Origin of the sequence: Micromonospora sp. NPDC023956, from assembly GCF_040639195.1 — a bacterium.
In the GTDB taxonomy this organism is placed as follows: domain Bacteria; phylum Actinomycetota; class Actinomycetes; order Mycobacteriales; family Micromonosporaceae; genus Micromonospora.
Genome location: NZ_JBEZZN010000014.1, coordinates 14,543 through 32,814, shown reverse-complemented (window position 1 = coordinate 32,814; position 18,272 = coordinate 14,543). Strand labels below are relative to the sequence as shown.

Genomic DNA, 18,272 nt, shown 5'->3' with positions numbered 1-18,272 from the left:
ATTGTCCGTCCTTCGAGATAGGCTGGCATCCGGATATCCCCCGTCCGGCCGGACGCGGGGTGCCTGTTCGTGTGCCCTCCGGCCGCGCGCGGCCCACGTCGGCCGCAGGCCACGCCCACCTGGCGACACTCCTGGAAGTGATGCAGATGCTCACCGGCCTCTTCTCCGCCGCCCTGGCCGACCCGGGGCTGGCCTGGGCGCGTGACCTGGCGCGCTCCGGTGCCGCGCAGGTCGACGGACTCGACCTCACCGCCCCGCCGGCCCTGCGCCCGTTCGCGGTGGCCGCCGTGGCCGCCGACGCGGCCGGAGCCCAGGGCGGGGCCGGGCGACCGGTGCTCGCCGTCACCGCCACCACCCGGGAGGCCGACGACCTGGCCGCCGCGCTGGGCAGCCTCCTCCCGCCCGAGCAGGTGGCGGTCTTCCCCTCCTGGGAGACGCTGCCGCACGAGCGCCTCTCGCCCCGCTCCGACACCGTGGGCCGCCGGCTGGCCGTGCTGCGCCGGCTCGCCCACCCGGACGCCGTCGACGTGCACGGCCGCAGCGGCCCGCTGCGGGTGGTCGTCGCGCCCGTCCGGTCGCTGCTGCAACCGCAGCTCAAGGGCCTGGGCGACCTGGAGCCGGTGCAGCTCGCCCCGGGCGGGGAGGCCGACCTGGAGGGGGTCGCCCGCCGGCTGACCGACATGGCCTACACCCGGGTCGACCTGGTCACCAAGCGCGGCGAGTTCGCCGTCCGGGGTGGCATCCTCGACGTCTTCCCACCCACCGACGAGCACCCGTCCCGGGTCGAGTTCTGGGGCGACGAGGTGGAGGAGATCCGCACCTTCGCCGTCGCCGACCAGCGCACCATCGAGGCGTCCCGGAGGTTGTGGGCACCGCCCTGCCGGGAACTGCTGCTCACCCCGGCGGTACGGAAGCGGGCCGCCGCCCTGGCGGCCGAGCACCCCGAACTGGCCGAGATCCTCGACAAGCTGGCCGAGGGCATCCCGGTCGAGGGGATGGAGTCGCTCGCGCCGGAACTGGTCGGGGCGGACTCGATGGAACTGCTGCTGCACAGCATGCCGACCGGCACCCACGTCCTGCTCTGCGATCCGGAGCGGATCCGTACCCGGGCGCACGACCTGGTGCGTACCTCCGACGAGTTCCTCCAGGCCAGCTGGGCGGCGGCGGCCGTCGGCGGCCGGGCCCCGATCGACCTCGGCGCCGCCGCCTTCCGGACCCTGGCCGAGGTACGGTCGGCCGCCACCGCCCTGCGGCAGCCCTGGTGGACGCTGTCACCGTTCGGGCTGACCGGGGCCGAGGGCGCCGCGCCGGCCCGTCAGCCCTGGGAGGACGATCCGGCCGAGGTCGACGTCACCCCCGACGACGCCATCGCGGTGTCCCTGGCCGCGCAACCGGCCCCGCTCTACCACGGCGAGACGCCCCGGCTGGTCGACGACCTGAAGCGCTGGGCCGGCGAGGGCTGGTCGATCGCGCTGGTCTTCGAGGGGCACGGTCCCGCCCAGCGGGCCGTCGAGGTGCTCCGCGACGCCGGCCTGGGTGCCCGGCTGACCGAGGAGGTGCCCACCGCCCCGGCACCGGGCGAACTGCTGGTCACCTGCGGTTCGCTCAGCCAGGGCTTCGTCGACGAGGCGTCCCGGTTCGTGCTGCTCACCGGCAACGACGTCACCGGCGGCCGGGGCACCTCCACCCGGGACATGCGCAAGCTGCCGAGCCGGCGGCGCAACACCATCGACCCGCTGGAGCTGAAGGCCGGCGACCACGTCGTGCACGAGCAGCACGGCATCGGCCGGTACGTCGAACTCGTCCAGCGGACGGTCAACGGCGCGTCCCGGGAGTACCTGGTCATCGAGTACGCCGCGAGCAAGCGCGGCCAGCCCGGCGACCGGCTCTTCGTCCCCACCGACCAGCTCGACCAGCTCTCCCGGTACGTCGGTGGCGAGCAGCCGGCCCTGCACAAGATGGGCGGCTCGGACTGGCAGAAGTCCAAGGCCCGCGCCCGCAAGGCGGTCAAGGAGATCGCCGCCCAGCTCATCCAGCTCTACGCCGCCCGCAAGGCGTCCCGGGGGCACGCCTTCGGCCCGGACACCCCGTGGCAGCGGGAGCTGGAGGACGCCTTCCCCTGGCAGGAGACCCCCGACCAGCTCGCCGCCATCGAGGAGGTCAAGCGGGACATGGAGCAGACCGTCCCGATGGACCGGCTGATCTGCGGCGACGTCGGCTACGGCAAGACCGAGATCGCGGTACGGGCGGCGTTCAAGGCGGTGCAGGACGGCAAGCAGGTGGCGGTGCTGGTGCCGACCACCCTCCTGGCCCAGCAGCACTACAACACCTTCGCCGAGCGGATGAGCCAGTTCCCGATCGAGATCCGGCAGCTCTCCCGCTTCCAGACGCCGAAGGAGGCCGAGCGGACCATGGAGATGGTCGCCACCGGCACCGTCGACATCGTGATCGGCACCCACCGGCTGCTGTCGGCGGCGACCCGGTTCAAGTCTCTCGGGCTGGTGATCGTCGACGAGGAGCAGCGCTTCGGCGTCGAGCACAAGGAACACCTGAAGACGCTGCGCGCCTCGGTGGACGTGCTCAGCATGTCGGCCACCCCGATCCCGCGGACCCTGGAGATGGCGATCACCGGCATCCGGGAGATGTCCACCATCGCCACCCCGCCGGAGGAGCGGCACCCGGTGCTCACCTTCGTCGGGGCGTTCGACGAGCGGCAGGTGGCCGCCTCCATCCACCGTGAGCTGCTCCGTGACGGTCAGGTGTTCTACCTGCACAACCGGGTCGAGTCGATCGACAAGACGGCCCGCCGGATCCGGGAGATGGTGCCCGAGGCCCGGGTCGCGGTGGCGCACGGCCAGATGGGCGAGGACGCCCTGGAGAAGGTGATGGTCGGCTTCTGGGAGAAGGAGTTCGACGTCCTGGTCTGCACCACGATCGTGGAGTCCGGCATCGACATCCCGAACGCCAACACGCTGATCGTGGAGCGGGCCGACCTGCTCGGCCTGGCCCAGCTGCACCAGATCCGGGGCCGGGTCGGCCGGGGCCGGGAGCGGGCGTACGCGTACTTCCTCTACCCGTCCGAGAAGCCGCTCACCGAGCACGCCCACGAGCGGCTGGCCACCATCGCCCAGCACACCGAGCTGGGCGCGGGCATGTACGTGGCGATGAAGGACCTGGAGATCCGGGGCGCCGGCAACCTGCTCGGCGGCGAGCAGTCCGGCCACATCGAGGGGGTCGGCTTCGACCTGTACGTCCGGATGGTCGGCGAGGCGGTGCAGGAGTTCAAGGGCGAGCGCCCCGAGGAGGAGACCGACGTCAAGATCGACCTGCCGGTCGACGCGCACCTGCCGCACGACTACGTCGGCGTGGAGCGGCTGCGCCTGGAGATGTACCGCAAGCTGGCCGAGGCCCGCGACGAGGCGCGGCTGCGCGAGGTGGCCGCCGAGATGACCGACCGGTACGGCGAGCCGCCCGCCCCCGTGCAGAACCTGCTCGCGGTGGCGAGGTTCCGCCTGCTGGCCCGCCGGTACGGCCTGACCGACGTCAGCATGCAGGGCAAACACCTCCGCTTCGGCCCGCTGCCACTGCCCGACTCGAAGCAGCTGCGGCTCAAGCGCTACCACCCGGACTCGGTCTACAAGTCCGCGCTCGACCAGGTCAGCGTCCCGCGGCCGAGCACCCGGAGGATCGGCGGGGAACCCCTGCGCGACCAGGCCCTCCTGGAATGGTGCGGTCAGCTCCTCGCCGACGTCCTCGGCCCGCCGGCCGACGCCTCCGCCAGCCCGGTGGGGGCGGGGGCGGGCGCGGCGGGGGTCCGGGGCGTGAGAGAGTGACCGTCATGCGTGCTCGCCGTCTTGTCGCCGTCGCCAGCGTGGCGGTCGGCCTCATCGCCCTCTCCGGTTGCCGTTCCGAGCCCGGGGTCGCCGCCTACGTCGGTGACCAGCGGATCACCGAGGACGCGGTGACCCGCATCCTGGACGAGCTGCGGGACGACGCCGGGGCGTCGACCCCGGAGCAGCCGGCCACGGAGCAGCCGGTCCCGGGGCAGCCCACCGGGCAGCCGGGCGCGCCCGGCGAGCAGCGGTTGCCGAGCCGTGGCGAGGTGGTCAGCACCCTGGTCCTCGGGGAGGTCTGCCAGCGGCTCTCCGCCGAGAAGGGCTACCGCCCGCAGAACCAGGTGCCGGTCGAGCAGGTCAGCCAGCAGCTCGGCTACCCGACGGACACCACGTACCCGCAGCGGGTGGCGCAGCTGTACACCTGCCTCTCCGGCGTGCCCGCCGGCCAGCCGGTCGCGCCGACCGAGCAGGAGATGACCGACCTGGTGAAGGCCGGCAAGGCGGCCGGGGCCATCCCGGAGGAGGTCACCGTCGAGCAGGCGACGAGCCAGCTCGACGGGCAGCAGCTGCGCACCGCGCTGGCCACCCGCAAGACGCTCGCCGAGGCCGTCCAGGGGTACGACGTCACGGTCAACCCGCGTTACCGTCCGCTCTCCTTCCCGGTGCTCAGCTTCACCGGCGACGTGGCGGCGGTCAGCGTGCCGCTGGGCGAGGCCGGCTCCGACGCGGTGTCCGACGACGCCTGAGCATGACCACCCCGACGCCCACGTCCGCCCGGCACCCGATGACCGCCGGGCCGGTACGGACCGCCGGGGCGGACCCGACCGCCCGGGGTGGCCGATGACCGGGCGGATCGTGCTGCTGGTCACCTCGCCCCGGCTGCCGGCCGGGCTGCTGACCGCCGCGGCCTGGGACGTCGTACGCGCGCACCCGGTGCTGACCGGGGCGGAGAGCGGGGTGACCACGGCGCTGCGCACGGCGGGGGCCGAGGTCACCGTGGTCGACGGGCCGGCCACCCAGGCGTTGCTCGACCTGACGGCCCGGCACGGCACCGTGGTCTGGCTGGCCGGTCCGGCCGGCGACGAGACGCTCGCCCGCGAACTGGGCCTGCGGCTGGCCCGGGAGCCCGGCCTGGCCGAGTTGGAACTGATGTACGGCTCGTGGGACCCACCGGGCGCGCGACTGCTGGACGCGGTCGAGGTGATGGACCGGCTCGCCTCGCCCGGCGGGGACCCGTGGAAGCGGGCCCAGACCCACCGCAGCCTCTCCGGCTTCCTGCTGGAGGAGTGCTACGAGGCGTACGACGCGATCAGCGCGGGGGACACCGACGCGCTCCGCGAGGAGTTGGGTGACGTGCTGCTCCAGGTGGTGCTGCACGCCCGACTCGCCGAGGAACTGCCCGAGGGCGAGCGGTGGGGCATCGACGACGTGGCCGGCGGCCTGGTCGACAAGATGGTCCGGCGCAACCCGCACGTCTTCGCCGGCGCCGAGGCGGGCAGCCTGGAGGAGATCACCGCGAACTGGGAGCGGATCAAGCGGGCCGAGAAGGCCCGCGACTCGGTGCTGGACGGCATCGCCATGAGCCAGCCCGCCCTCGCCCTGGCTGCCACGGTCCTGGAACGCGCCGGGCGGATCGGCCTGGCCGCGCCACCCCCCGTGCCCGCCGGGGACGCCGATCCGGAGACCCGGCTCGGCGCGGAACTGCTGCGGATCGTGGCCGAGGCGCGCGCCGCCGGTCTGGACCCGGAGGCCGCCCTGCGACGCGTCACCCTCGCCCACGCCGCCGCCATCCGCGCCGCCGAGCCACCGTCTCGTTGAGCTGAGCGGGCGGTGGGGCGGCTAGGGTCGGGGGATGTTCACCGAGCGGGCCGAGCGGGTCGTCGACGCGTTGTTGGAGAGTCGTCCGGAGCTTGCCTCCGGCGCGGGGGACCACCGGTACGACGACCGGCTACCGGACTGGTCCGCCGACGCCGTCGCCGCCGACCGCCGCATGCTGACCGAGGCCGCACACGCACTCGCCGAGGTGGACGGGGACGCCCTCCCGGTCGAGGAGTCGGTCGACCACGCCCTGCTCAGCGCTCTGGTCGACCGGGAACTCTTCGAGTCGACCGAGATCAGGTCGCACGAGTGGGATCCGCTGCGGCACAACCCGGGCCTGTTGCTGCACGCCCTGCTGTCCCGTCCGTACGCCCCGGTCGAGGTGCGGCTGACCCACCTGGCCGGGCGGCTGGCGGCCGTACCCGACGCGCTGGCCACCGCGCGCGCGACGCTGCGCGACATGCCGCGCATGCACGCCGAGACGGCGGTCGGGCAGTTCCTCGGCACGGCGGCGCTGGTGCGCCACGAGGTGCCGGCGTTGCTGGCGCAGGCCCCCGCCCTCGGCGGCCGGGTGGAGCCGGCGGCGCGGGCGGCGGTCGCGGCGCTGGAGGAGTTCGCCGCCTGGCTGCGGGCCGGGCTGGCCGCCGACGACGGGCCGGGCCCGGACCCCCGGCTCGGCCGCCGCCGCTGGGAGGCCCGGCTCTGGCACACGCTGGACACCGAACTGCCCGCCGCCGAGGTGCTGCACCGCGCCTGGGCCAACCTGGAGCGGGTGACCGAGGAGATCCGGGCGGCGGCCGTCGAGCTGGTCGGCGGTCCGGCCGACGACGAGACGGTACGCCGGGCGCTGGACCTGCTCGCCGCCGAGCACCCGGACGACCACACCATCGTCGAGCTGGCCTCGGTCACCCTCGACGAGGCCACCGACTTCGTCCGGGCACACGACCTGGTGTCCCTGGTCGACGACCCGTGCGTGATCCAGGAGATGCCCGAGTTCGCCCGGGGCGTGGCGGTGGCGTACTGCGACTCGCCCGGCGGGTTGGAGACGGCGGACCTGCCCACGTTCTACTGCATCGCACCGACCCCGGCGGACTGGCCGGAGCACCGGGTGCAGTCGTTCTACCGCGAGTACAACGACCACATGATCCGCAACCTGACCGTGCACGAGGCGATGCCCGGACACTTCCTCCAGCTCGCCCACGCCCGGCGGTACGCCGGCGGCACCCGGGTCCGGGCCCTGGCCCGCTCCGGGCCGTTCGTCGAGGGCTGGGCGGTCTACGCCGAGGAACTGATGGTCCGGGCCGGCTTCGGCGGCCTGCCGGTGCGGTTGCAGCAGCTCAAGATGCAGCTGCGGATGACCATCAACGCGCTGCTCGACCAGTTGGCGCACTGCGAGGAGCTGCCCGAGGCCGAGGCGCTGGCGCTGATGACCGGCCGGGGCTTCCAGGAGGAGGGGGAGGCGGCCGGCAAGTGGCGACGGGCCCTGCTCACCTCGACGCAGCTCTCCACGTACTTCGTCGGGTACGCCGAGATCGCGGAGATCGCCGCCGCCCGTCCGGCCGAGGTGCCGGTACGGCGCTGGCACGACGCGATGCTGGCTCACGACTGCCCGCCCCCGCGCCACCTGCGCACCCTGCTCGGGGTCTGAACCGCGCGGTCCCGGATGGTGGCCGGGGTCCTTCCTCGGCAGCGAACGGAAGAATCCCCGGCGACCACCGGGACCGGGCGTCAGCTCCCGCCGGGGCGGCGGTCGACCACGCCCGCCCCGGGCGGTAGGTCGAAGGCGGCGTCGTCGACCGAGTCGCGGATGCTGCTCACCGCCAGTTCGGTCGGCTTGCCGTCGATCGCACCGGTGAAGCTGCCGAGCACGCCGTCGCTGGTGACGCAGGCGGTGAACGGGGCGACCTCGGCGGAACGGACGTCGACGCAGGTGGCCGGATGCCCGGCCAGCGTGGTGTCGTTCTGCGCGATGACCGCGTCCGGGTCGAGGGCGGCGGTGGTCAGCAGCCCCATGACCGCCGGCGGGGTGACCATGCCCCGCCGCTCGGCCTCGGTGAAGACGGCCACCGAGGGGCGGTTGGCCGGGGTCGGCGGCACCGTCAGGGTGCACACCGGCTTGCCGGTGGTCTGGCAGGTGGCGAGGGACTCGGCGCTGACGCTGATCTTGCCCTCGGGGTACGTGTAGGCGGTGCGGACCGGATCCCGGGACTGGGCGATCGACACGGTCCGACCGCCGGGGAGCTGGTACTCGGCGGAGTACGTCAACTCGTGCGCGTTGTCCAGCCGGGACGCCAGTTCGTTGACGAGGTCGCCCCGGCCGATCACGCGTCCGGTGTCCTCGAGGGCCTGGCAACCGGTGACGGTGAGCGACGCGATGACCGAGACGGCGAGCACGCGAAGAACAGTCGAGGCGGCGGGCATGATGCTCAGCCTCGCCGATGGGGTCCACCGATCGCAAACCGGTTCCCGGTTCAGCGGTGCGAATCCGGGAATGTCCGGCGGAACCACCACCGGTGGTACACCGGGCGACGCGGTGCCCACGAGCGTCGCCCGATACGCTGCGTTCAACGTCTGCCTCAGCCGCACCGTCGCGGCCCTACCGGACCGGACACTCTCACACGAACAACGAGGAGCGACTCAGTGGCAACCATCGAGGGAATCGTCGCCCGGGAGATTCTCGACTCACGGGGCAACCCGACGGTCGAGGTCGAGGTCGGCCTGGACGACGGCACGGTGGCCCGCGCCGCGGTGCCCTCCGGCGCCTCCACCGGCGCCTTCGAGGCGATCGAACTGCGCGACGGTGACTCCGACCGCTACCTGGGCAAGGGTGTCGAGAAGGCGGTCGCGAACATCGAGGACAAGATCGTCGACCAACTCGTCGGCTACGAGGCCAGCGAGCAGCGGCTGATCGACCAGAAGATGTTCGACATCGACGGCACGGACAACAAGTCGGAGCTGGGCGCGAACGCCATCCTCGGCGTCTCGCTCGCGGTGGCCAAGGCCGCGGCCGGCAGCGCCGAGCTGAGCCTCTTCCGCTACCTGGGCGGGCCGAACGCGCACCTGCTGCCGGTGCCGATGATGAACATCCTCAACGGTGGCGCGCACGCCGACTCGAACGTCGACGTCCAGGAGTTCATGATCGCCCCGATCGGGGCGCCCAGCTTCCGGGAGGCGGTGCGCTCGGGCGCGGAGGTCTACCACGCGCTCAAGTCCGTGCTGAAGAAGCAGGGCCTCTCCACCGGCCTCGGCGACGAGGGCGGCTTCGCGCCGAACCTGCCCACCAACGCCGCCGCGCTGGACCTGATCGCCGAGGCGGTCGAGAAGGCCGGCTACCGGCTCGGCACCGACATCGTCTTCGCCCTGGACGTGGCCGCGACGGAGTTCTTCGACAACGGCACCTACACCTTCGAGGGCTCGCCGAAGAGCGCCGAGGAGATGAGCAACTACTACACCAAGCTCGCCGGCGACTACCCGATCGTGTCGATCGAGGACCCGCTGGCCGAGGACGACTGGAGCGGCTGGGCCACCCTGACCGCTGCGCTCGGCGACCGGGTCCAGATCGTCGGCGACGACCTGTTCGTCACCAACCCGCAGCGGATCGCCCGCGGCATCGCCGAGAAGGCCGCGAACGCGGTGCTCGTCAAGGTCAACCAGATCGGCTCGCTCACCGAGACCCTCGACGCGGTGGACCTGGCCCACCGGGCCGGTTTCCGGTGCATGATGAGCCACCGGTCCGGGGAGACCGAGGACACCACCATCGCCGACCTGGCGGTGGCCACCGGTTGCGGCCAGATCAAGACCGGCGCCCCGGCCCGCTCGGACCGGGTCGCCAAGTACAACCAGCTCCTGCGGATCGAGGAGGAACTGGCGGACGCGGCCCGGTACGCCGGTGCGGGTGCCTTCCCGCGCTACCGTTCCGCCTGACGGGCGCGTGACGCGTCGGGGAGGGGTGTGACGAGGATGCAGCCGCGGCGCACACCGGGCGGGCAGCGTCCCACCCGTCGGCCGGGTCACCCCGGCCGGTCGGGTGGGGCCCGCGTGCGGACCACCAGCCGGGAGGGCGTCCGCGCCGAGTCGCGGGGCACCGCCGGTCGCGCTCCGGGCGTCGCCCGGGGCGCCGAGTCCGTACGCTCGGCGAGCCGCCCGGCGGCGGCCCGCCGGACCGCCGCCGGTGGCACCGTGAAGCGGCTCTCCGCACCCCGTCCCCGACGCTTCACCGGGCGGGCCACCGTGCTCTTCGCGGTGCTGATCGCGCTCGCCCTCGGCTACACCTACCCGGTCCGGGTCTACCTCGACCAGCAGGCCGACATCGAGCGGATGGAGGCGGCCCAGGCGGCCCAGCGGGAGCTGATCGAGGAGCTCTCCGTCGAGGCGGCGAAGTGGCAGGACCCGGCGTACGTCGAGACCCAGGCCCGGGAGCGGTTCTTCATGGGCCGCCCCGGCGAGACCCTGGTGGTGGTGCTCAAGGGGAAGGTGCCCGCCGACGACGGCACCGGGCCGCTGCCGCCCCGCTCGGAGGCCCCGCGCAGCGACGACCCGTGGTACGACACCCTCTGGTCGAGCATCGAGGCGGCGAACGCCGAGCGCCCCGACCGGTGAGCCACCACCCCCGCACTGACGAGAGATGACGACCGTGACGCTCGTACCCCCGCCGGAGCCGGCGGCGGACTCCGTGCCCCTGCCGCAGCGCGAGCCGGCCACCGAGGCCGACCTGGCGGCGGTGGCCGCCCAGCTCGGACGCCCGCCCCGGGGCACCCGCGCGGTGGCCCACCGCTGCCCGTGCGGCCTGCCCGACGTGGTGGAGACGACCCCCCGGCTGGCCGACGGCACCCCGTTCCCGACCCTGTTCTACCTGACCTGCCCCCGGGCCACGGCGGCGTGCAGCCGACTGGAGTCGGCCGGGCTGATGAAGGAGATGGCCGAGCGGCTCGCCACCGACCCGGAGCTGGCCGCCCGCTACCGTGCCGCGCACGAGGACTACCTCGCCCGGCGGGACGCGATCGGCCAGGTGCCGGAGATCGCCGGCATCTCCGCCGGTGGCATGCCGGGGCGGGTGAAGTGTCTGCACGTGCACCTGGGACACGCGCTCGGCGCCGGGCCGGGGGTAAACCCGTTCGGCGACGAGACGCTCGCGCTGGTGGAGCGCTGGTGGGCCGCCGGGCCGTGCGTGGACGTGCCGGCGGACGAGTGAGCACCGACGGTTTCGTCGTCCGGCGGGCGCGCACCGCGGACGTCCGGGGGATCCGCCGGCTGGTGGACACGTACACCGACGACCGGCGGCTGCTCAGCAAGGCCACCGTCACCCTCTACGAGGACGTGCAGGAGTTCCGGGTCGCCGAGCGCGTCGCCGACGGCGCGCTGGTCGGCTGCGGCGCGCTGCACGTCATGTGGGAGGACCTGGCCGAGATCCGGACGGTCGCGGTGGACCCGACGTGCCGGGGCCGGCGGCTCGGCCACCGCCTCGTCGCCGAACTGATCGACGGGGCCCGGGAGCTGGGGGTGGCGCGGATCTTCGTGCTGACCTTCGAAACCCGGTTCTTCGGCGCGTTCGGGTTCGAGGCGATCGACGGCGCCCCGGTCCCGCAGCCGGTCTACGAGCAGCTGCTGCGCTCGTACGACGAGGGTGTGGCGGAGTTCCTCGACCTGGAACGGGTCAAGCCGAACACCCTCGGCAACACCCGGATGCTGCTGCGCCTCTGACCACCTCCGCAGTCGGCTTGACCCGAGCGGGCACCCTGGTCCCCGTGATCCTTCTCCGTCTGCTGGTCAGGGGCGTCGCCGCGCTGGTGAGCCTGGCCGCCCTGGTCGGGGTGGTCCGTCTGGTCGCGCCGGCCACCGCCGCCGACGGCACGCCACCCGGAGCGGCCCGCCAGTTGGCCTTCCTGCGGACCGCGCTCGACGACGGCGCGGGCGAGGACGCCCAGGCACTCTTCCCCGAGGGCTACTTCTTCGCGCACGTCCTCTACGGTCTGGCGCGGGTGGAGCTGGGCATGCGCGAGCCCGCCCGCCGGGAGGAGTCGTCGCGGGAGGCCCGGTGGGCGCTGTCCCGGTTGGAGTCACCGGCCGGGGTGGCCCCGTTCAGCCCGGAACTCACCCCGCCGTACGGGGTGTTCCACCAGGGCTGGACGAACTGGCTGCGCGGCGGGGTGCTCGCCCTGGCGCCGGCGGACCGCCGCGACCCGGTCGAGGTGCGCCGCTTCGCCGAGACCTCCGCCGCGCTCGGCGCGGCCTTCGACGCGTCGGCCACCCCGTACCTGGCCGCCTACCCGCAGCAGGCGTGGCCGGTGGACTCCACCGTGGCGGTCGCCTCGCTGCGGCTGCACGACACGCTGCTGCCGCCCCGCTTCCGGGGCACGGTGGACCGGTGGCTCGACGGGGTCCGGCAGCGGTTGGACCCGCGTACCGGGCTGCTGCCGCACCGGGTGGACCCGGCCACCGGCGCGCCGGCCGAGGTGGCCCGGGGGACCTCGCAGAGCGTCATCCACCGCTTTCTCCCGGAGATCGATCCGGCCTTCGCCCGGCAGCAGTACCTCGCGTTCCGGGACCACTACCTGACCACGCCGCTCGGGTTGGGCCCGGCGGTGCGGGAGTACCCGGAGGGGCTGGACGGGCCGGGGGACGTCGACTCCGGCCCGCTACCGCTCGGGGTGAGCCTCTCGGCCACCGTGGTCACCCTCGGTGCGGCCCAGCGGCACGGCGACCACCGGCTCGCCGGAGCGCTGGCCAACTACGGCGAGGTGGCCGGGGTGCCGGTGCAGACCCCGTGGACGAAGCGGTACGCCTTCGGGGCGCTGCCGGTGGGGGACGCCTTCCTGGTCTGGGCCAAGACCGCCCGTCCGTGGGTGCCGGACACCACGTCCCAGCCGTCGCTGTCGGCCGGGGTGCCGTTCTGGTGGCGGCTGCCGCTGCTGTCCCTGCTGGTGGCGGTGGGGGTCGTGCCGTGGCTGCCGGTTCTGCTGCTCCGCCGGCGTCGCCGTCGGTCCGCACCCGCCGGCACCGGCCCGGCGGCTGCCGTAGGGTTGCTGCCGTGACGACGCGCGTGGCGGCCATCGACTGCGGCACCAACTCGATCCGACTCCTGATCGCCGACCTGCCGGCCCCTTCGGCCGGTCCGACGGCACCGCTGACCGACCTCACCCGCCGGCTGGAGATCGTCCGGCTCGGTCAGGGGGTGGACCAGACCGGCCAGCTCGCCCCCGAGGCGATCGAGCGCACCCGCGTCGCGCTGGCCGGGTACGCGGCGGAGATCGAGAAGCAGGGCGTGGACCGGGTGCGGATGTGCGCCACCTCCGCCTCCCGGGACGCCTCCAACGCGGCCGACTTCCGGGCGATGGTGGAACGGACCCTCGGCGTCGCCCCCGAGGTGGTCAGCGGCGACGAGGAGGCCCGGCTCTCCTTCACCGGCGCGGTGCGTGGGCTGCCGGGCGACGCCGAACCGCCGTACCTGGTGGTCGACATCGGCGGCGGGTCCACCGAGTTCGTCCTCGGCACCCGCGAGGACGGGGTCGAGGCGGCGATCTCGGTGGACGTCGGCTGCGTCCGGATGACCGAGCGGCACCTGCACGGCGACCCGCCCACCCCGGCGGAGATCGCCGCCGCCGAGGCGGACGTCGTGGCGGCGGTGGACCGGGCACTCACGGCCGTGCCGGGGCGACGGGCCGGAACCCTGGTCGGGCTCGCCGGTTCGGTCACCACCGTGGTCGCCATCGCCCAGGACCTGCGCGAGTACGACCCGGAGCGGATCCACCACGCCCGGGTGTCGTACGAGACGGTGGCCGGGGTGACCGCCGACCTGCTGGGCAGGACGCGCGCCCAGCGGCTGGAGATCCCGGTGATGCACCCGGGCCGGGCGGACGTGATCGGGGCGGGTGCCCTGGTGCTCCGCGTGATCATGGAACGCACCGGGCTGTCCGAACTGGTCGCCAGCGAGCACGACATCCTCGACGGCATCGCCTGGAGCATGCTGCCCGCCCGCTAGCGGACCCGGCCCGTCCGCTCGGGCCGTTCGCCTAGGGGCGGGCCCGGCGGTTGTTCCGGCGGACCACCAGCAGCACCACGAGCAGCACCACCAGGGCCGCCACCACCAGCAGTCCGATCACGACCGGGACGAGCGGGCCGAGGGCGAAACCGCTGGTACCCACCGGCTCCTCCGCCGCCTCCTCGGCCGCCGGCACCGCACCCAGCGGGTTCGCGTCGACCGGGGGCACGTCGGCGGTCAGGGCCCGGACCAGGTCGAGCCGGCCGAAGCCGTACCGGTCGTCCCGGCCGGGCGGCCCGGCGTCCCGGGCCGTGGAGACCAGCCGGTTGACCACCTCCGCCGCGCTCGCCTCGGGGTACCGGGCCCGGACCAGCGCCGCCGCCCCGGCCACCAGCGGTGCCGCCGCGCTCGTACCGTCCACCGTGACGTAGCCGCCCTCGGTCAGGTCCGACCACCGGCCGGCGGTGGTGGAGACGTCCACGCCGGGCGCGGTGATGGCGATCTGCGCCCCCCGGGTCCCGCCCGACCACGGCTCGCCGTCCCGGTCGGTCGCGCCCACCGCGATCACCCCGGGCAGTCGCGCCGGATAGAGCACCCCGCTGTCGCCCTGCTCGGCGTTGCCGGCCGCGGCGACCACCACGACGTCCTTCGACTGCGCGTACCGCACCGCCTCGTCAAGGGCGGAACTGGTCGTGGGGCCGCCGTTGGAGATGTTGACGACCGTCGCGCCGTGGTCGACCGCATACCGGATGCCCTCCGGCAGGTTGCTGCCGGCGAAGGTGTTCGTCGCGACGGTCACCGGCAGGATCCGCGCCCCCGGGGCGATGCCCAGGGCGCGACCGTTGCCGCCGCCCCGGGCGACGATGAGCCCGGCCACCCCGGTCCCGTGGTTGCGTTCGTCGATCTTGCCCTTGTCGTCCCGGCCGATCAGTCGCCGGCCGTCGAGGATCCGACCGGTCAGGTCGGGGTGTTCCGCGTACACGCCGGTGTCGACGACCGCGACGGTGACGCCCGCCCCGGTGGAGATCCGGTGTGCCTCGCCGACCCGCAGCGCGTCGAGGTGCCACTGCCGGGCGAGCGGGGGCGCCGCGGCCACGGCGGGCACCGGCGTCCCGACGACAACCAGCGCGAGTCCGGCCGCGCCGGCCAACACGCTCCGGCGCAGGGCCGACAGCCGCGCACTCATCCGGGTCTCCTCGTCGATCGGTACGCCTGGTCGCCGGTGACCTTATCGGACGGTGACCGCGGCGTTCCCTCCCGACGCGTACGCCGGCCGCGACGATCCGTCCCGACGCGGACCCCGACCGCCCGGCCACCCGGCCCCGGTGCGACCTCGGTAACCTGGGCCCGTGCACGGACGCTCCGGGAACCGCCGCCCGCTCCGGGCGCATGCCGCGCGAGGACCGGCCCGGTGGCGGGCGGTGTTCTGCGGCGTCGTGGTCGCGCTGCTGGCGACCCCCGTCGTACCCCCGGCTCCGGTTCGTGCCGCGCCCAAGTGCGGCCCCTCCGGCGAGCGCGCACCCACCACGACGCCCTGGCCGCTGCGGCGGTTGGAGCCGTCGGCGGCCTGGCGGATGACCCGGGGCAGCGGCGTCCTGGTCGCCGTGATCGACTCCGGTGTCTCCGCCACCCATCCCGCCCTGCGGGGGCGGGTCCGGGACGGCCGCGACTTCAGCGGGCTGCCGCAGCGCGACGGGCAGTGCGACCTGGCCGGTCACGGCACCATGGTGGCGGGCATCATCGCCGGCCGGGCGGAGGGCGGGACGCCCTTCACCGGCATCGCGCCGTCCGCCCGGATCCTGCCGCTGCGCGTGCTGCCGGACACCCGGCGCACCAACGACGAGAGTCTGCCCGGCCAGATCGCCCAGGCCATCCGGTACGCGGTCGACAACGACGCGGAGGTCATCAACCTCTCGCTGGAGACCCTGCCCACCCCGCAGCTGGCCGCCGCCGTCGAGTACGCCCTGGACAACCGGGTCGTGGTGGTCGCCGCCGCCGGTAACCAGCAGCAGCAACGGGACCAGCCCGCCTATCCAGCCGGCTATCCCGGGGTGATCGCCGTCGCCGGCATCGACGAGCAGGGGGGCCACGTCGGCACCTCGATCAGCGGCGACTACGTCGACATCGCCGCTCCCGGGCACAACATCGTCGCCCCGGCCCCCGGCGGTAGCGGCTGGCTCACCGAGCCCGAGGGGGGCACCAGCTTCGCGGCGGCGTACGTCTCCGGGGCGGCCGCGCTGGTCCGCGCGACGCACCCCGAACTCAGCCCGGCGCAGGTCGCCAGCCGGCTGACCCGTACCGCGGACGCCCCGCCGGAGGGGCGCAACGACCAGGTCGGATACGGAGTGGTCAACCCGTACCGGGCGGTGAGCAACCTGCTCGGCACCCGCAGCGACCCGCCGCTCGAGGCGATGGCCGAGCCGGTGCCCGTGCCGGACCCGTGGGCCCGGGACCGGGTCGTGGCGATCTGGGCCGCCGCGGTCGGCGCGCTCCTCGCCGTCGTCCTGCTGGTGTCCCGGCCGGTCGTCCGGCTCGGCCGGCGGCGGGGTTGGCGACCGGGCCGGCGGAGACTCGACGCCCCGGACGACTCCGGCCCCGCTCCGACGGCGGCCTGACCCCGACGGTCCCACCCGCGCTCGCGCACCCGTCGCCCTCCGGCGTGCCCGCTGCTCCGCCCGGGTGCCTGCCGGGGCCCCTGCTCCGCAGGAAGCGGTGACAGGGGCCCCGGCACCACCTCAGCGCAGGATGCCCGGCAGGCTGTCGCCGTCGGCGCCCCAGATGTCCTCGTCCTCGTCGAGCCAGGTGTTCCGGGTGGCCTCGTCCTCCCCGTAGCCGGCTCCGGCGCCCGCGCCGACCAGGCCACCCCGGCCACCGGCCGCGCCCCGCGCCCCGCCAGCCGTCGCGGCGGTACCCCGGCCACCGGCACCTCGGCCACCCGGGCCACCGGCTGCTCCGCCGAGCATGCCGGGCGCCATGCCCGCGCCCAGCCGGCCGCCCGCACCGAGCTTTCCGCCACCCCGGCCGGCGCCGCCGGCACCGCCGCCCATCATCGGCGGCATCATCGTGGCGACCGGGCGGCCGAGCGCACCGCCACCGGGGATCGACCCCGAGCCGGCCCCACCGCCGAGACCGCCGCCGCCCAGCCCGGACGTGCTGGGCAGGCCGCCGGTGCCGGTACCGGGCGTCGGCCCGGCGCTGGCCAGCCCGGAACCGTACTGGTCGTCGTCGGGACCGGGCGGACGGCCGTAGTCGGGCGTGGTGGTGCCGGGCAGGTCGGTGTCGGGATCCCGCCCGAGATCCGGGTCGGGCGTGGACGGCAGGTCGGGGTTGGTCGTCGACGGCAGGTCCGGCGTGCCGGGCGGCCGGCCCGTGCCGGGCCCACCGGGCAACGACGGCACCGAGCCGCCGCCGCCACCTCCGCCGCCGCCGGTGTTCAGGTTCGGGGTCTCCAGGTTGGGATCCTGCTGTGTCGGCAGCGCGCTGGTTTCGCCCGGCATCGTGCTGGCCTGGCCCTGGTACTGGTTGTTGACCCGTTCGTAGACCCGGCTGGCCTCGTCGGTGCGGTCGTTGAGCCAGTCGGCCAGCCCGGCGATCGGGTCCAGCAGGCCGAGGAAGTCCGGGGCCACCTTCGCCTCGAAGAAGCCGACACCGATGGTGAGGTGGCCGTTGCGGGCCTCCAGCACGTCGTTGACGCACGAGGCCGGGATCGGGAACTCCCGCTGCGCCTCGGTCAACCGGTCCGCGGCGGCGTTCAGGGATTGGACGATGCCGTCGCCCTCCTCGGCGTCGTCGATCAGTCGTCCGGTGGTCTTGGCGATCTCGTCGACGTGGGTCTTGAACGAGTCGTACGCCGGCCCCTTCCAGACCGCCCCCAGGTCGGTGACGTTCTTCTCCAGGCTCTCCTTGACGCTGCGCAGGTTCTTCAGCAGTTCCGTCCACCCGAGGGCGGCACTGGCCACGTCACCGGGCCGGCCGTCGATGACGACCTGCTGGCACATCTCTTCCCAACTGACACCCATCAGGCCGCTCCCGCCCTAGCTCTCGCCGCCGGAGGCAGCGTCCGCGAAGATCTGTCTGATCTGTTCGGCGGTCATCTCGTTGGCCCGCTCCGCCGTCTGGTAGTTCTCCTTGACCTTCCGCAGCACCTCGACCGCGTCCTCCAGCCGGTCGGCCAGGTCGAGCACCCCCGACTCGGTGCCGGTGTAGAGGTTCGCGTGCTTCTGGGTCAGCCGGCCGGCCCAGGTGAAACCGCCCAGCGGGCTCTTCTGCATGCCGCTCACGCCCGACGGCATACCGGTGGTGGCGGCGGCCCCCGCGCCACCCATCAGGTCCTGGATGTCGGCCATGCCGTGATAGAGCCGGCGCAGGTAGGAGGCGTGCGCGCTGAGCCAGCTGATCGCGCCGTCCAGCGTGGACGCGTCCCACTCGGTCTTGACGCCGGCTTCGTTCGGGCCGGCGACCAGGTCCGACGGCGTCTGGGCGCGGTTGACGTTGTCCATGCCGAAGCCGTTGATGCTGACCGGAAGGGTCGGCGACAGCGGGATCCGCGGCGTCTCGACCTCGACCTGATCCGGCTGCGACGTTCTGTCGGTCATCCGTGTCCTCCCCGTTGGCTGTCGTGTCGTCCCGCTCGGCGGCGG

The 18,272-nt window shown here is 74.2% G+C and carries 15 protein-coding genes; 11 read left to right on the top strand and 4 right to left on the bottom strand.

The features are described from left to right. The first annotated feature begins 146 nt into the window (after positions 1–146). From mfd to AB0F58_RS23795, 4 genes are all read left to right on the top strand, one after another. Positions 147–3,833, top strand: a complete 3,687-nt coding sequence (gene mfd / locus AB0F58_RS23810; RefSeq protein ID WP_357147104.1) for a transcription-repair coupling factor — start codon at positions 147–149, stop codon at positions 3,831–3,833. A gap of 5 nt (positions 3,834–3,838) precedes the next feature. Continuing rightward, positions 3,839–4,582 carry a hypothetical protein gene (locus tag AB0F58_RS23805; protein WP_357146860.1) on the top strand — a complete coding sequence of 248 codons (744 nt, stop codon included), beginning with the start codon at positions 3,839–3,841 and terminating at the stop codon, positions 4,580–4,582. Positions 4,583–4,676: 94 nt separating this feature from the next. Beyond that, positions 4,677–5,654: a nucleoside triphosphate pyrophosphohydrolase gene (locus AB0F58_RS23800; protein WP_357146857.1), complete on the top strand. Its 978-nt coding sequence runs from the start codon at positions 4,677–4,679 to the stop codon at positions 5,652–5,654. A 34-nt stretch (positions 5,655–5,688) separates the two neighbouring features. Next, positions 5,689–7,302 (top strand): DUF885 domain-containing protein, encoded by a 1,614-nt coding sequence (locus tag AB0F58_RS23795; RefSeq protein ID WP_357146855.1) that lies wholly within the window; start codon positions 5,689–5,691, stop codon positions 7,300–7,302. A gap of 80 nt (positions 7,303–7,382) precedes the next feature. Here AB0F58_RS23795 and AB0F58_RS23790 read toward each other — a convergent pair whose 3' ends face one another. Next, positions 7,383–8,075 carry a hypothetical protein gene (locus AB0F58_RS23790; RefSeq protein WP_357146852.1) on the bottom strand — a complete coding sequence of 231 codons (693 nt, stop codon included), beginning with the start codon at positions 8,073–8,075 and terminating at the stop codon, positions 7,383–7,385. Positions 8,076–8,294: 219 nt separating this feature from the next. Between AB0F58_RS23790 and eno the strand changes: the two genes are divergently transcribed. The 6 genes from eno to AB0F58_RS23760 are packed head-to-tail and all read left to right on the top strand — an operon-like array spanning position 8,295 to position 13,632. Further along, positions 8,295–9,578: a phosphopyruvate hydratase gene (gene eno / locus AB0F58_RS23785; protein WP_357146850.1), complete on the top strand. Its 1,284-nt coding sequence runs from the start codon at positions 8,295–8,297 to the stop codon at positions 9,576–9,578. Between the two features lie 36 nt (positions 9,579–9,614). Beyond that, positions 9,615–10,253: a septum formation initiator family protein gene (locus AB0F58_RS23780; protein ID WP_357146847.1), complete on the top strand. Its 639-nt coding sequence runs from the start codon at positions 9,615–9,617 to the stop codon at positions 10,251–10,253. A 34-nt stretch (positions 10,254–10,287) separates the two neighbouring features. After that, positions 10,288–10,845: a DUF501 domain-containing protein gene (locus AB0F58_RS23775; RefSeq protein WP_357146844.1), complete on the top strand. Its 558-nt coding sequence runs from the start codon at positions 10,288–10,290 to the stop codon at positions 10,843–10,845. Further along, positions 10,842–11,354 carry an amino-acid N-acetyltransferase gene (locus AB0F58_RS23770; RefSeq protein WP_357146841.1) on the top strand — a complete coding sequence of 171 codons (513 nt, stop codon included), beginning with the start codon at positions 10,842–10,844 and terminating at the stop codon, positions 11,352–11,354. Before AB0F58_RS23775 ends, AB0F58_RS23770 begins: the two co-directional genes overlap by 4 nt. Before the next feature lie 44 nt (positions 11,355–11,398). After that, positions 11,399–12,685, top strand: a complete 1,287-nt coding sequence (locus AB0F58_RS23765; protein ID WP_357146838.1) for a hypothetical protein — start codon at positions 11,399–11,401, stop codon at positions 12,683–12,685. An 8-nt stretch (positions 12,686–12,693) separates the two neighbouring features. Next, a complete protein-coding gene (locus AB0F58_RS23760) occupies positions 12,694–13,632 on the top strand; it encodes a Ppx/GppA phosphatase family protein (protein WP_357147102.1) in 939 nt (312 codons plus the stop codon). A 31-nt stretch (positions 13,633–13,663) separates the two neighbouring features. Here AB0F58_RS23760 and mycP (AB0F58_RS23755) read toward each other — a convergent pair whose 3' ends face one another. Further along, positions 13,664–14,818, bottom strand: coding sequence for a type VII secretion-associated serine protease mycosin (mycP, locus tag AB0F58_RS23755; protein WP_357146835.1), 1,155 nt, complete (start codon positions 14,816–14,818; stop codon positions 13,664–13,666). A 163-nt stretch (positions 14,819–14,981) separates the two neighbouring features. Between mycP (AB0F58_RS23755) and mycP (AB0F58_RS23750) the strand changes: the two genes are divergently transcribed. Next, positions 14,982–16,247 carry a type VII secretion-associated serine protease mycosin gene (mycP, locus tag AB0F58_RS23750; RefSeq protein ID WP_357146832.1) on the top strand — a complete coding sequence of 422 codons (1,266 nt, stop codon included), beginning with the start codon at positions 14,982–14,984 and terminating at the stop codon, positions 16,245–16,247. 120 nt (positions 16,248–16,367) lie between these two features. Here mycP (AB0F58_RS23750) and AB0F58_RS23745 read toward each other — a convergent pair whose 3' ends face one another. Then, entirely contained in the window at positions 16,368–17,651 is a 1,284-nt protein-coding gene (locus tag AB0F58_RS23745) for a hypothetical protein (protein ID WP_357146829.1), read from the bottom strand. Between the two features lie 15 nt (positions 17,652–17,666). Continuing rightward, positions 17,667–18,227, bottom strand: coding sequence for a hypothetical protein (locus AB0F58_RS23740; RefSeq protein ID WP_357146826.1), 561 nt, complete (start codon positions 18,225–18,227; stop codon positions 17,667–17,669). Positions 18,228–18,272 lie beyond the last annotated feature (45 nt).